This is a genomic window from Methylorubrum pseudosasae, assembly GCF_029504475.1.
Taxonomy (GTDB): Bacteria; Pseudomonadota; Alphaproteobacteria; order Rhizobiales; family Beijerinckiaceae; genus Methylobacterium; species Methylobacterium extorquens.
On sequence record NZ_JAQGDU010000002.1, the window covers coordinates 191306 to 204505 of the forward strand.

Sequence of the window (13200 nt, forward strand, 5' to 3'; positions counted from 1 at the left end):
CTGCGCGCAGGATCACCTAGGGTCCGCTATGAACGAATTTCAGCCCGACCTATCTGGGACCCCAGCACGCACCTTGGCTGAGCGGCATATCGAGGCGATCCGCCAGCACGGGGGCATCTTTGTCGATGCGGTGCGGCTTACCCGGATGCCGATGATCGTCACCGATGCCACCCTGCCGGGCAACCCGATCATCTTTGCCAATCAGGCGTTTATGGAGCTGTCAGGCTACAGCCTGGAGGAGCTGCTCGGGCAGGATCCGCACTTCATGAACGGCCCGGAGACTAGTCCGGCGACGGTCCAAGAGTACGAGGCGGCAATCCGCGAGAGCCGCAACGCAACGTTGGAGATCCTGCAGTACAGCAAGGACGGTAGCGTGATTCGGGCGATGCTGTTCGCCGCCGCGCTGGATGACGGCCAGGGCACAGTCACCAACCACTTCCTGTCGTACCTCGATATCACCCGTCGCGTTAAGGCCGAGACAGAGCTGCAGGCGCTGGCCGCCGAGCTGGAGCAACGCGTGGCTGACCGCACCCGCGAATTAGAGGCGGCGAATGCGCGGCTGAAGGCGCTTGGGGCCGAGCGCGAGATGTTGCTGATTGAGGTCAACCACCGGGCCAAGAACAGCCTGTCGATCGCTGGAGCGCTCTTAAGCCTGCAGGGGCGCCGCCAGTCCGATCCGGCTGTCAAAGCGCTGTTCGCCGAGACCCAGGAGCGGCTCAACGCCATGGCACGAGCACACGACCTGCTGAGCAGATCGGATTATGTGCAGCAGGTTAATGCCGGCAGCTACGTAGCCGACCTCTGTGCTGCCTTGGAGGCATTGACCGAAGGCGATGATCGCATCCGGCTGGAGGCCCAGGCGGAGGACGGGATCTTTGTCAGTGCTGATCGGGCTATCCCGCTGGGCTTGGCCCTGACCGAGCTGGTGACCAACGCGGTCAAGTACGCCTTCCCGTCTCCGCGTTCCGGCACGATCCGCGCACAGGTGCGCCGAACGCAGCCCGGTCGGATCGAACTGGTGATCCAGGACAACGGAGTCGGCATGGCGGGCGTGCGAGAGGGGTCCCTCGGCTACGGGCTGGTGCGCTCGCTGGTGCAGCAGATCGCGGGCGACATCGACATCCGCAACGATGCCGGGGTGACCGTGACAATCTCCTTCCCGGATTTGCCGCCGCGCGAGGCGACGAGCTAGGCATCGAAGAGATTGCCTGCCTCAAACCCGCTGAAGATAGAGCTTGCGACCTGCCTTTTGCGGGTTCAGCGGCACGCTAATCGAAACTTCGACGGCCACGGACATATCCAGGAGGGCATCAGCAGGCCCGATGAAGCTGCCCGTCACTGGCATGGCCTGGCGAATGTCACGTGCCACAGCGACCAGGATCAGGTTCGCCCCGCCCAAGCTGCCGTTCGTCGGGTCGAAGGTGACCCACCCTGCGCCGGGTAGGTACACCTCGCTCCAGGCATGAGTGGAGCCGGCATCGGCCGACCCAAGCAGGCGACGTGTGGGGTCGTACAGATAGCCCGAGACAGCCCTTGCACCGAAGCCGAGGCTACGAACCGCCTCAACGAAGAGCGTGGCCAGATCCCGGCATGAGCCCAGACCTGATGACAAGGTTTGGCTCGGCGACTGTGTGCCCTCGTCCTCCCGAGCCCGGTAGGTGATCGCGACACTCACTCCGGCATTGATGTCCCTTGAGGAGCGATAGAGTATCGGTGGGGTAGCCCGCAACGAACCCCTGCGCCCAGTTCTGCAGGCGATCCCCATCGGGGTATTGCCGAACCGTCAGTGCTCCGAGGTCCGTCCACTCGTCGTCAGAGTACCGGAAGGGAAACGAGATGGCCGAGGCGGCGATGTCGAAGACTGGATAGGCAACCGCGGAAAGCTCGACCTGAGCTGCGCTATCGATGACGAGTGTGCTGGACGGTGCTGCAAAGATGGCGGTCGCGACCGCGTTCCCGGCGATGTCGTCGGCCCAGCGCACGGCTGCATCCGGCGTTACCGTGATGTCGCTCGAACGCAGCCTGAGGTCCCGGGCCTCTCGCGGGCGCAACATCAGCCGATGCGGTCCAAGTTCGACAGGCTGCCTGTAACGGTAGGTCGTCCGATGGTGGATGCGTAGATCAACCAAGGGACGCTCCTCAGGAACCGCTTCGGGCTGTTTCATCCGGACGGGCAGTCAGTGTCAGTACGCTCCGTCGTCCTTCGCGTGTGTCATGAAGAACCGCAGCATCTCGCGGCTGGCATCAGGACCGGTCGGATCAGTGTGAGAGCCGGACGGGTGGCCGCCGGCCCAGGCATGACCACCGCCGTGCAGGACCCACTGTTCCGACGACCACTTGCCATCCGGTTCAGTCAGGATCGTTCGCGTGTACGCCATTCCGCCATCGGAACGCCCATCGACGGTGGTGATGTTCAGGTCTCCATCGGGCTGCGCCTGGGCGATGGCCTGATCGCCGTTGACCGGTGAGACGGTCGTGTCGCGGTCTCCGTGGAAGACGATAGTCGGTAGCGGATGCGTTGCTTGATGCGGACGGAGCAAGGCGCCTCGGCGCATCGTGGAGAAGGCCACGGACATCGAGCCTGCCGAACCACCCGCCAACCCAGAGTGTATGCCCACGGCAGCATAGATGTCCGGGTAGGCCAGCGCCATGACCGCCGCGGCAGCCCCACCTGAGGACAGGCCAGCGACGTAGACCCTCGCGGGATCGACATTGAACGCGGCCATGATCTCGCGCGTCAGGCCGGCGAGAATGGACGGCTCGCCCTCGTCGCGCTTCTGGTCCTCATTCCTGAACCAGTTCCAGCTCTTGCCGAGATTGGCCGACCTCGGTTGGTCGGGGTAGGCAACGAGGAAGCTCTGCTCCTCCGCCAGCCGATCCATCCCCGTGCCAATGGCGAAGTCGCGCGACGATTGAGAGCTGCCATGCAGCATCACCACTAGCGGCAGGGGAGCTCCCTTATACCCGGACGGAACGAGCAAGTCGTAAGCTCGGCTCCCGGCAGCGTTGCCGAACCGGCGTGCGAGCGCGCGGGGCCGGTCGATGGCCAGCCCCGACCTCGTCGTCGACGCGTCTGCGAGGAGTGTCATCGCGGTGCTTTCGAGAAGGGATCGGCCGACGGCGACGGGATTGACTACGGCAGGGCGCCGATCATGCCCTTGGCCTCGGTCATGGTGTTCTCGCAGGCGCGCTGATCGCCCCGATGGTCCTCGTCGCTCGCGCGGATGATCAGGATCCGAGCCCCTGCCACGCGGCTTGCGGTCGGGATCATCTCAGGGTCGCTCGGGGCATCGGAACGCGCAGCCAGCACGGCCCGGGGTGAACCGGCCTGGAGAGCATGCCCCGCCTGCAGACCAGAGATTTCGACGGCACCCGCGCTGTCGAGGCGGCGCTCGATGGTTCCGATCTGCTGAGCGCAGGAGGAAGCCAGTGCCGGAAGCGGCGCGAGGGCTAGGGCTACGGTCGTGAGAGTGGCTGCGAAGCGCATCTGGAAGGAGCTTTCAGAGAGGTGGCAACACCGCAGCTTCGCCCAGCGAGCGAATAACCCGGTGCCGTCCCTCACCGAACGATGCGAGGGTAGCTTCCATACAACGAGCCTTAACTCCTTATGTTGCGCCGCAACATGGAACGCGGGTCAGGCCCGCGTTTTTGAGTTCGGCCATACTATCTGCGGACGGCCGAGTGCGGGTCGTGACCCACTCCGCCGGGCATCCGCTTCGCGCTGCATCGCTGGGCGAGAGCTTCCGCGTTGGGAGGCCGTGAGAGCGTATCGCGGCCGCCCTCAGACCGCCCGGAACGACCGCACGTGCGAGAAGCCCACCAGCCTGCGTGTTGTTCGTCGCGGTCGACCCGGCGCACCTGCGTCGCCGCGGTCTCGTCCTCGGCACGGCATGCCGAGTCTTCGGCCTGCATCCGCTTCTTCCTTTGCAGCCGATCCGAAAGTCCTCGCCTGGAACCGCCCCGTGATGCGAGCACGGCAGCATCAATCCGGGAGCGCAGCGGATCGACGGAGTTCGCCTGAATTCAGGCGAACTCCGCTCGCGTGGCGGTGCTCTCCGAACGCACCCGCCACATCCCCGTGCCTCAGGGCGATGAACGCTCACCGCGCTGCGACGCCATGAGTTCATCCGCTCTCTTGGCGGACGCCGTAAAGCGCCTCGCCTCTCGTTGCGGCCTGTGAGCCCTCACCAGTCTTGAAGACGTAAGGCCTCGCTCTGTCTGGGCGAGCAAGCGATGCCGTTCGGCGTCGTGGACCTTGATCGAGGCGGCGAAGGCTTTGAGAGCCGATGCCGCCTGATCTCAAGGGAGCCTCGCGCTCAGTTGGACTTCGGGTCGGTCACGGTGAAGGCGAGCGTCGCGCCGTAGCTGTCCGCATCGGCCAGCGCCGGCGTCTGCGAGGGGCTCACGCGGTGCGCCACGCCGAGCACCTGGGGACCGGCACTGCGCAGCGAGACGACCGCCACGCCGTCCGCATCCGTCGTGGCGCGGGCCTGATCCGCCTCGCTCTTGAAGTTCACGCCGTCGGTGGCGACCACGCTGGCGCCGTCGAGCGGACGGCCCTCGAACAGCACCCGCACCCGGATCTGGCCCGAAGCCGCGGCCGGCTCCTCCAGCGGGACGATCTCCAGCGGTTGGCCGACGATCTTGTCCCACGGGGCCGTCGGGCCGGATACGGCCTTGGCGAACTTCACCGACCAGAGGCTCTTGTCGGCCTGCGGCAGCATCCGCTTGCTGGCGTTGCGGTAGCCGCCGTCGGACAAGCGCACCCAGTAGCCGTTGTCGTAGGCCGCGGCGAACAGCGCGTCGCCCTGATGCGCGGCTTTGAGCGCGGGCATTGCGCCGGTCTGCAGCTTGGCATTCAGGGCCACCGCGCCGGACGGCTCGTAGGCGGTCAGGCTCATCAGCTTGCCAGCACTCGGCAGTTCCGGCTCGTGGGGATGCCCGTAGAGGATCTGCACGCCGTTGCCGGCCGGGTCGAGCCAGAGGTCGTGGGCGGCGGCCGGTGCGGTGAAGGCGAGCAGCGCGGTGAGGATGACGGTTCGTCTCATCGAAGAGGTGCTCCTGTTGCAAAGCTGGAGGTGATGCCGGCCAGCAGCGTCAGGCGCGGCTGCGGGCTGGTGACGATCTCGGCGGCCGAGGCAGAGACCGACGAGCCGAAGTTGAAGATGCTCTCGCTCGTGCGGTCGCCGGGATACCAGGTGGCCTGCCCGTAGGTCGTCCAGCCGCTCTGGTGGACGTAGGCGATCCGGCCGCTGACGCGCGGATAGGGCGAGGAATGCAATACGCCGTCCTCGGTCAACGGCTTGGCACCGATGTAGGACAGGTAGGCCGCACCGGTCAGGCGCCCGCCGGGCAACAGGGCGGCCGGCGCGGCGACGTCGAATTCGGCGCCGACGGTGGCAAGATACGCCGGCACGTTGGGGATGAAGATGGATGGCGCGCCGTTGAGCAGTCGGGCCGAGACGCCCGAATAGTTGGCGAACAACGCCACGCGGTCGAGGCCTTCACGATAGGCCAGCACCTTCGCCTCGATTTCGAAGCCGTCGCGGCGGGACTTGCCCAGGTTCTGCACGGGCAGGCCGGGTGCGGGCTGGAAGACCTCGTTGGCGATGTCGGTGAAGAACACCGTGCCGAGGAGACTGAACCGGTCGAATACGAGGCGGCCGCCGCCCTCCGTACTCTCGATGGTCAGCGGAGTGAGGCGGGGATTGTTCGTCAATTCGCTCGAAGCGGAAGGGCTGCGGAAGCCCTGGCCGTAATTGGCGAACAGCTCCAGCCAGTCGAAGGGCGTGAGCGCCGCCCCGCCCTTGGGGGAGACCACGTTGGGGCTGACCTTGGGCGACAGGGCCGGGTCGAGATTGTTGCGCACGTCGTAGAAGAACTGGTCGAAGCGGGCGCCGCCGGTCAGCTTCAGCCAGGGCGCCGGCTTGACCTGCACCTGCGCGTAGGCCGCGAGGTTGTGCTGCGAGAGATCGAGATCGAGGGTGCGTGCGGTGAACGTGCGCGCGACCGAGGGGCCGGTGTTCACGTCGAGCGCGTCGCTCCGCCAATCGCCGCCGACGAGGACTTGGGTCGGCAGCACGTCGAACAGGCTCGTCGTCCAGACCTTGCGGATGCGGCCACCCACGGTCTCCCGTTCCTCGACCTGTCCGCGCTGGCCGGCGCCGAAATCCGAGAAGCGGCTGAACACGTCGTGGCTGGCGTAGAGAAGCGTCGACAGCTCGTCGTCTGGAAGCCCGTTGACGTAGTTGGCCACGAAGGTCTGCAGGGTCTTGCCGCCGCCATCGGTGATGTTGGTCGCGGCCCGCGGTGAGACGAGACCGGCGCGCACGCGGTCGCGCTCCAGGTAGCCCGGCTGCCCGAACCCCGTGCCGTACATCTGCACCCGCAGCGACAGGCTGGAGCCGAGATCGAGGGGGATGGTGACCTTGTTGAAGGCGTTGTAGCGCCCGAGATCGCCGTTCTCGCGATAGCCCCCGGTGCCGTAGCCCTCGTAGGCGAGGAAGGGCTGGATCCCCGGGCCGATCTGGCTGAAGGTGGCAAGCCCCCGCCACGTACCGAACGAGCCGCCCGATGCGCCGACGGTCGAGAAGGGCTCGGCCCGCTTGGTCTCGATGAAGATCGAGCCGCCGAGATTGGCGTCGCCCGCTTCGACCGAGAACGGGCCGCGCACGATGCTGATGGAGCGGATGGTCTCCGGGATCAGCGGATTGAGATCGACGTAGTTCGGGGTGTGGATCGAGGAGACCTCGTTGATCGGCACCCCGTCGATGAAAACGGCGACGTCGCGACCGTGCTCGGCATCGCTGAAGCCGCGCAGGGCGATGCCGTATCCGACCCCGCCCTGCCCGTAATTCGAGACATCGAAGCCTGCCACGGGACGGAAGAGGTCGCCGTAGCTTTGCACCGGCAGGCGCGCGATCTCCGCGGCATCGATCACCGTGCTGTTGCCCGGCAGGGCCAGGACCGATGGTGAGATCTGGGTCTTCAGGTTCGCGGCCGGTCCCGCAACCGCCGCAACGGAATTTGCGGAACCGCCCTGCGCGGTGACCTGTAGTTCCTCCAGCTCAACTGCGGTCGGATCGAGCGCATGGCTCGGAAGCGTACTCACGCCGAGTGCGCTGGCCGATGCGAGCAGGCGCGTCAGAAGCGGCGACATCGTGCAACCTAGGCACTCAGTGATCCGGGCGCTACTAAACTGCAAATTATGGGCAGGCACAAGATAGGAATTTTTCGTATTCGTACGTCTCATCGAGATGTTGCAGCCTTTAGCAGCCCCCGCAATCTCGGTCGCAGCATCTTTTGACGATAACCGTCTCGGTAAAATTGCCTCCCTTAGAGCATCGGTGCTGATACGGCGTGGCATGTCCTGCCGGCCACCAAGTCTTCGGTCCATCAGGCGCGAAACGTCTTCGAGGCCAGTGGCTTCTGAGCTTCACATCGTACGATGGCCGGAGGCCATCGCAGCCGGAGCAGCAGCCCTAAAATCGAGCATTCCAATGCGGGGCGGAGCGATCCTTGCAACTCTTGCGTCGCAACTCGGCGCCCCTCCCGCTCCGAAATGGGGAAACCGTTCGGCGCCGAGGCCGTAAGTGTGAGGGGCCGCCAAGCCCAGCGCGAATCTCCCTTTATTGCAACAACTTATGCGCGAAACTGATCATTTGGATAAGTAATACCCCGTATTCAAACTGGGCTAGCCACGTTCGTTAAGTTGCTGCTATAGGTTGAAAACAAGATATGTTCTGGTTGCCAATAAATCGGCTGCTAAGGCAGGCTGTATTCGCTCGGGAAGCTGCCCATGCACTTTACTCAACGCGAAACTGACAAGCTGCTGATCTATATGCTCGCACAGGTCGCGCAGCGCCGCAGGGACCAGGGGCTCAAGCTCAACCATCCGGAAACCGTCTCCCTCATCTCCGTCGCCGCCCTGGACGGCGCCCGCGCCGGCAAGACGGTGGAAGAAGTGATGGAACTCGCAGGCAAAACCATCACGCGCGACGACGTCATGGACGGGGTCGCGGAAATGATTCCCTACGTTCAGGTCGAAGCGGTGTTCACGGATGGCTCGCGCCTCATCACGGTGCATGCTCCTATCAAGTAAATCGAGATGTCAGAAGGTGACGCGATGAGTCCTCCCCAGAAGAAGGCGCCCGTCGGCGGAATCATTTTCGGGTCAGGGGATATCGATATCAATGCCGGATATCCGACCACAGCGATCAAGGTCCGAAACACGGGTGACCGCCCAATCCAAGTCGGATCGCACTACCATTTCTTCGAGGTGAACGCCTCGCTCGAGTTCGATCGCGAGCAAGCCTTCGGCAAGCGTCTCAACATCCCGGCCACGACCGCTCTGCGCTTCGAGCCCGGCGACGAGAAGGAGGTCTCGCTCGTTCCCTATCAGGGCAAGCAGCGGGTGCTCGGCTTCAACAGCCTCGTCGACGGCTGGGTCGGCGACGAAACCTACGACGATTACCGCCCACGGCTGTCGGACGCGCTGGATCGCGTGAACCGCTACGGGTTCAAGAACAAGCCGTAACCTGCCCCCTTCGATAGCCGAATCTGGAGCGCTGGGATGAGCAAAATCTCGCGGCGGCAATACTCGGATCTCTACGGGCCGACGACAGGCGACAAGATCAGGCTCGCCGATACGGACCTCTACATCGAGATCGAGAAGGACCTTCGGGTTTACGGCGAAGAGGCCGTCTATGGCGGCGGCAAGACGCTTCGGGATGGCATGGGTTACGACAACGAGTTGACCAGTGCGGCGGGCGCACCGGATCTCGTCATCACCAATGTCACGATCCTCGACGCGGTCCAGGGCGTCATCAAGGCCGATCTCGGCATCAAGAACGGCCTGATCGTCGGAATCGGGAAGGCCGGCAATCCCTCGACGATGTCGGGGGTGACACGGGGGCTCGCGCTCGGACCGGGCACGGACGCCATTTCCGGCGAGCACCTCATCCTGACCGCGGGCGGCATCGACGCCCACGTCCACTTCATCTCGCCGCAGCAGGCCCAGGCCGCGCTCAGCAACGGTGTGACGACGCTGTTCGGCGGCGGCATCGGCCCGTCCGACGGCACCAACGGCACGACCATCACGCCGGGCACGTGGAACATCGAGATGATGCTCCGCTCCTTCGATGCCTGGCCGGTCAATGCGGGCGTGCATGGCAAGGGCAATTGCTCGGCGCTTCTCCCGATCGAGGAGCAGATCCGGGCCGGCGCGATGGGTTTGAAGGTTCACGAAGATTGGGGCAGCACCCCGGCGGCGATCCGCATGGCCCTGACCGCCGCGGACGATCACGACGTCCAAGTCTGCATCCACACGGACACCTTGAACGAGGCGGGTTTCGTCGAGAGCACCATCGCCGCGTTCGAGGGGCGCACGATCCACACCTACCACACGGAGGGCGCGGGCGGCGGCCACGCACCGGACATCATCCGGGTGGCGGGCATCTCCAACGTCATCCCCAGTTCGACCAATCCGACCATGCCCTACGGCATCAATTCGCAGGCGGAATTGTTCGACATGGTGATGGTCTGTCACAACCTCAGCCCGAAGATCCCGACGGACGTCGCCTTCGCGGAAAGCCGCGTCCGCGCCGAGACCATCGCGGCGGAAAACGTCCTGCACGATCTCGGTGCGATCTCGATCCTGTCGAGCGATAGCCAGGCCATGGGCCGCGTCGGCGAGAACTGGGCGCGCACCATTCAGACGGCCCATCTGATGAAGGCGCGGCTCGGTGCCTATCCGGGGGATGCCTCCGGCAACGACAATCAGCGCGTGCTGCGCTTCGTCGCCAAGGTGACGATCAATCCCGCCATCGTGGCGGGGGTCTCGCACGTGATCGGATCGGTCGAGGTCGGCAAGATGGCGGACCTCGTCCTCTGGGAGCCGGCCTTCTTCGGCGCGAAGCCGAAGATGGTCATCAAGGGCGGCATGATCTCCTGGGCGATCATGGGAGACCCCAACGCCTCGCTGCCGACACCGCAGCCGGTCGTCTATCGTCCGATGTTCGGCGCTCTCGGCCCGGCCGTGGCCAAGACACGCGTGACCTTCACGTCTCATGCCGCCTACGAGGACGGGATCGTGGATCGTTACGAGCTGACGTCCAAGGTCGTGCCCGTCTACGGCACGCGCACCATCACCAAGGCGTCGATGGTTCGAAACGACCGGCTTCCGGTCATCAAGGTCAACCCGGAAACCTTTGCGGTGATGGTCGACGGCAAGCACGCCACGATCGAGCCCGCCACGCATCTTCCGCTCGCGCAGCTCCATTTCTTCAGCTGACGTCCCGTCGCGCGGCGGGAGACGCCTCCCGCCGCCGGTTCACAGCCCGGTGCAGGCATTGATGAGACCGATCGACGTCATGTGGGTGTGTCTGGGCGGCGGAGCCGGTTCTCTGCTGCGCTGGCAGCTCGGCGGCTTCATCGACCGCGCGATCCCCGCGCGCTTCAAGTTCGGCACCTTCCTCGTCAACGTCACCGGCGCCTTCGCGATCGCCTATCTCTCCGCGGCGCTCGCGCTCGGCTGGCAGCAACGCCACGGTGACGTGGTCTCATCCCTGGTGCTGACGGGCTTTCTCGGCGGCTACACGACATTCAGCTCGATGCAGCTCGATACGGCGCAGATGGCGATGGAGCATCGCCGGGGGCTCGCCGCCCTGTACCTCGTCGCGTCCGTCGGCGTGGGGCCTCTGCGCCGCGGCGGCGGGCGTCGCCCTGGCGCGAGCATAGGGGGCCGTCATGGGCGCGCGGGCCGTCTTCGTCTTCATCGGTGGCGGGTTCGGCGCTCTCACCCGCGAATTTCTCATGCTGCTGATCCCTCAGCACAGCGGCGCCTTTCCGCTCGACATCTTTACCGCCAACGTCGTCGCCTCGTTCTGCCTCGGCGCCGCCTTCGAACTTCACCGCCTGAACCAAGTCTCGGACGAGTACCAGCTCCTGATCGGCACGGGCTTCGCCGGCGGATTGTCGACGTTTTCGAGCTTCGTCTACGGCATCACTTCCGAAGCCGCGTCACCGGGCCAAGCCGGTCTTGCCGTCCTCTACTGTTTGTCCAGCCTGATCGCCGGCTACGCCGCGATCTGGCTCGGAATCGCATCCGGGAAACGCCTGCGCCGCGCGTGAGCGCGCTCCGTTGGGAGAGACGAATGATCCTCGTCGAACACAAACTCGGTCATCTCGGCGATCCGGTCTGGCAGGAGCGCGCGGGGCAGGCGCGCATCGATCCGCTGGTGCTGGAGCAATGGGAGGCGCCCAAGAGCCGCCTGCGCAAGGCCAGCGAAAACGGGATCGAGCTGGCGATCTCGCTGCCGCGCTCCGAGCACCTGTACGACGGCGACGTGCTCTACTACGACGCGGCGCAGGGGCTCATCGTCGTCGCCCGGATCGCCCTCAAAGAGGTGCTGGTCATCGAGTTGGAGGGGCTGGAGAGCCTCGCGCCGCACGAGATTCTGCGCGCCAGTTTCGAACTCGGGCACGGCCTCGGCAACCAGCACTGGCCCGCCGTGATCAAGGGATCGACGGTCTACGTGCCGCTTTCGGTCGATCAGAAGGTGATGGCCTCGGTCATGCGCACGCACGCCTTCGCCCATGTGAAGACCCGCTTCGCCCCGGGCGAGGAGGTGGCGGCCAAGCTCGACGCGAAGGAGGTGCGGCTGCTCTTCGCCGGCGCCGACGCCACCCCACACCACCATCATGACGGTCACGACGCTGCACAGGCTCATGACCAGCATGTCCAGCATGATCACGCGCACGATCATGGCCATCCGCACGCGCATCATCACCACGATCCGGTGGCGTGATGCGGCACGGTGAGCCGAGGGCCCGTCTCGCACCGCGCGGCATGGCTCATCTCACGCGCCTGCTGCAATTCTCGGATTCGACGCTGCCGATCGGCTCCTTCGCCTTCTCGAACGGCCTCGAATCCGCGCTGCAGACGGGGATCGTCACCGACGCGAGCAGCCTGCTGCATTTCGTCGAACTCGTCCTGCACCAGAACGCCCGGGTGGATGGCGTCGCGCTGCTGCACGCCCATCGCGCCACCCTGGCGGAGGATTATCCCGGCATCGTCACGGCCGACCGGGAATTGCTCTGCCGCCGCGTCGGGGAAGAGCAGCAGCTGATGCTGACGCGGATGGGCAAGAAGCTCGCGGAGCTGGCGCTCAAGATCAGCCCCTCGCCGGTGCTGGAGCGCTGGCTCGCGGATATCCGGTCGGACGCCACCCCCGGCTGCCTGCCGATCGGTCAGGCGATCACCCTCGCACATCTCGGCGCGGACGAGACGGAAGCCTTCGTCGTCCACCAATACGGCATGGCCTCAATGATCCTGAGCGCCGCGCTCCGGCTGATGCGGATCGACCATTTCGAGACCCAGCGCATCCTGTTCGCCGCCCAGGGCCGCGCCGAGGACGACTACCTCGCCGTGCGCGATCTCGCCCTCAACGAGATGGCCGCCTTCGCGCCGGTCTTCGACGTGCTCGTTGCTCATCACACCACGGTCCATGTCCGCCTGTTCATGAATTGAGTGCGGCAAAGGAAATCGAGATGAAGAAGATCACCCGTATCGGCATCGGCGGCCCGGTCGGCTCGGGCAAGACGGCCGTCATCGAGACCATCACGCCGCGCCTGATCGCGCTGGGGATCAAGCCGCTGATCATCACCAATGACGTCGTGACGACGGAGGATGCCAAGCAGGTGCGCCGGACCCTCCACGGCGTGCTGATCGAGGAGAAGATCGTCGGCGTCGAGACCGGGGCCTGCCCGCACACGGCGGTCCGCGAAGATCCGTCGATGAACATCGCCGCGGTCGAGGAGCTCGAAGACAAGTATCCCGACAGCGACGTGATCTTGATCGAATCCGGCGGTGATAACCTCACGCTCACCTTCAGCCCGGCGCTGGCGGACTTCTACATCTACGTGATCGATGTCGCCGCCGGCGACAAGATCCCGCGCAAGAACGGCGCCGGTGTCTGCCAGTCGGACATCCTCGTCATCAACAAGAAGGACCTCGCCCCCTATGTCGGCGCGAGCCTCGAAGTCATGGCGCGCGACTCCAAGCTCATGCGCGGCAAGAAGCCGTTCCTCTTCACCAACTGCAAGACCGGCGAGGGTGTCGACGACCTCCTCCAGCTCATTCTCGACATGGCGCTGTTCGATGTGAGGACGCGTCCTCCGCTCGCGGCGAGCGCGTGAGAC

General features: G+C 65.2%; 12 protein-coding genes and 2 pseudogenes. 9 read left to right on the forward strand and 5 right to left on the reverse strand.

Features of this window, described 5'->3' with window-relative positions; all coding sequences use genetic code 11:
* The first annotated feature begins 28 nt into the window (after window positions 1-28).
* Window positions 29-1192 carry a sensor histidine kinase gene (locus M2437_RS01790; RefSeq protein ID WP_253389217.1) on the forward strand — a complete coding sequence of 388 codons (1164 nt, stop codon included), beginning with the start codon at window positions 29-31 and terminating at the stop codon, window positions 1190-1192.
* Window positions 1193-1213: 21 nt separating this feature from the next.
* On the opposite strand, the pseudogene M2437_RS01795 reads toward M2437_RS01790, so the two are convergent.
* The 5 genes and pseudogenes from M2437_RS01795 to M2437_RS01815 form a co-directional block, all read right to left on the reverse strand.
* Window positions 1214-2129, reverse strand: a pseudogene (locus M2437_RS01795) (transglutaminase family protein).
* A gap of 54 nt (window positions 2130-2183) precedes the next feature.
* Window positions 2184-3089 (reverse strand): extracellular catalytic domain type 1 short-chain-length polyhydroxyalkanoate depolymerase, encoded by a 906-nt coding sequence (locus M2437_RS01800; protein ID WP_012752320.1) that lies wholly within the window; start codon window positions 3087-3089, stop codon window positions 2184-2186.
* Between the two features lie 44 nt (window positions 3090-3133).
* Complete coding sequence (locus tag M2437_RS01805) at window positions 3134-3487, reverse strand: hypothetical protein (protein ID WP_012752319.1); 354 nt, start codon at window positions 3485-3487, stop codon at window positions 3134-3136.
* Window positions 3488-4316: 829 nt separating this feature from the next.
* The gene (locus M2437_RS01810) at window positions 4317-5048 is read right to left on the reverse strand and encodes a DUF4198 domain-containing protein (RefSeq protein WP_012752318.1); all 732 of its coding nucleotides are present in this window, start codon (window positions 5046-5048) and stop codon (window positions 4317-4319) included.
* Window positions 5045-7159 carry a TonB-dependent receptor gene (locus tag M2437_RS01815; RefSeq protein WP_012752317.1) on the reverse strand — a complete coding sequence of 705 codons (2115 nt, stop codon included), beginning with the start codon at window positions 7157-7159 and terminating at the stop codon, window positions 5045-5047. Before M2437_RS01815 ends, M2437_RS01810 begins: the two co-directional genes overlap by 4 nt.
* A 639-nt stretch (window positions 7160-7798) precedes the next feature.
* Here M2437_RS01815 and M2437_RS01820 point away from each other — a divergent pair.
* The 8 genes and pseudogenes from M2437_RS01820 (at window position 7799) to ureG (ending at window position 13197) form a co-directional block, all read left to right on the forward strand.
* A complete protein-coding gene (locus M2437_RS01820) occupies window positions 7799-8101 on the forward strand; it encodes an urease subunit gamma (RefSeq protein ID WP_012752316.1) in 303 nt (100 codons plus the stop codon).
* 24 nt (window positions 8102-8125) lie between these two features.
* On the forward strand, window positions 8126-8536 hold the full coding sequence (locus M2437_RS01825; RefSeq protein ID WP_082222786.1) for an urease subunit beta: 411 nt from the start codon (window positions 8126-8128) through the stop codon (window positions 8534-8536).
* 36 nt (window positions 8537-8572) lie between these two features.
* Complete coding sequence (locus M2437_RS01830) at window positions 8573-10291, forward strand: urease subunit alpha (protein ID WP_012752314.1); 1719 nt, start codon at window positions 8573-8575, stop codon at window positions 10289-10291.
* 61 nt (window positions 10292-10352) lie between these two features.
* Window positions 10353-10737: pseudogene (locus tag M2437_RS01835) on the forward strand (fluoride efflux transporter FluC).
* Between the two features lie 9 nt (window positions 10738-10746).
* On the forward strand, window positions 10747-11130 hold the full coding sequence (gene crcB, locus M2437_RS01840; RefSeq protein ID WP_012752312.1) for a fluoride efflux transporter CrcB: 384 nt from the start codon (window positions 10747-10749) through the stop codon (window positions 11128-11130).
* A gap of 23 nt (window positions 11131-11153) precedes the next feature.
* Window positions 11154-11807, forward strand: coding sequence for an urease accessory protein UreE (locus M2437_RS01845; RefSeq protein ID WP_012752311.1), 654 nt, complete (start codon window positions 11154-11156; stop codon window positions 11805-11807).
* 41 nt (window positions 11808-11848) lie between these two features.
* Window positions 11849-12529: an urease accessory protein UreF gene (locus M2437_RS01850; RefSeq protein WP_012752310.1), complete on the forward strand. Its 681-nt coding sequence runs from the start codon at window positions 11849-11851 to the stop codon at window positions 12527-12529.
* Between the two features lie 20 nt (window positions 12530-12549).
* Window positions 12550-13197: an urease accessory protein UreG gene (gene ureG / locus M2437_RS01855; protein ID WP_012252936.1), complete on the forward strand. Its 648-nt coding sequence runs from the start codon at window positions 12550-12552 to the stop codon at window positions 13195-13197.
* Window positions 13198-13200: the final 3 nt, after the last annotated feature.

Bases quoted from the DNA above. Each gene is read 5' to 3' on its own strand.
- M2437_RS01790 (WP_253389217.1), top strand. From the start codon at position 29: ATGAACGAATTTCAGCCCGACCTATCTGGGACCCCAGCACGCACCTTG.
- M2437_RS01800 (WP_012752320.1), bottom strand. From the start codon at position 3,089: ATGACACTCCTCGCAGACGCGTCGACGACGAGGTCGGGGCTGGCCATC.
- M2437_RS01805 (WP_012752319.1), bottom strand. From the start codon at position 3,487: ATGCGCTTCGCAGCCACTCTCACGACCGTAGCCCTAGCCCTCGCGCCG.
- M2437_RS01810 (WP_012752318.1), bottom strand. From the start codon at position 5,048: ATGAGACGAACCGTCATCCTCACCGCGCTGCTCGCCTTCACCGCACCG.
- M2437_RS01815 (WP_012752317.1), bottom strand. From the start codon at position 7,159: ATGTCGCCGCTTCTGACGCGCCTGCTCGCATCGGCCAGCGCACTCGGC.
- M2437_RS01820 (WP_012752316.1), top strand. From the start codon at position 7,799: ATGCACTTTACTCAACGCGAAACTGACAAGCTGCTGATCTATATGCTC.
- M2437_RS01825 (WP_082222786.1), top strand. From the start codon at position 8,126: ATGAGTCCTCCCCAGAAGAAGGCGCCCGTCGGCGGAATCATTTTCGGG.
- M2437_RS01830 (WP_012752314.1), top strand. From the start codon at position 8,573: ATGAGCAAAATCTCGCGGCGGCAATACTCGGATCTCTACGGGCCGACG.
- crcB (WP_012752312.1), top strand. From the start codon at position 10,747: ATGGGCGCGCGGGCCGTCTTCGTCTTCATCGGTGGCGGGTTCGGCGCT.
- M2437_RS01845 (WP_012752311.1), top strand. From the start codon at position 11,154: ATGATCCTCGTCGAACACAAACTCGGTCATCTCGGCGATCCGGTCTGG.
- M2437_RS01850 (WP_012752310.1), top strand. From the start codon at position 11,849: ATGGCTCATCTCACGCGCCTGCTGCAATTCTCGGATTCGACGCTGCCG.
- ureG (WP_012252936.1), top strand. From the start codon at position 12,550: ATGAAGAAGATCACCCGTATCGGCATCGGCGGCCCGGTCGGCTCGGGC.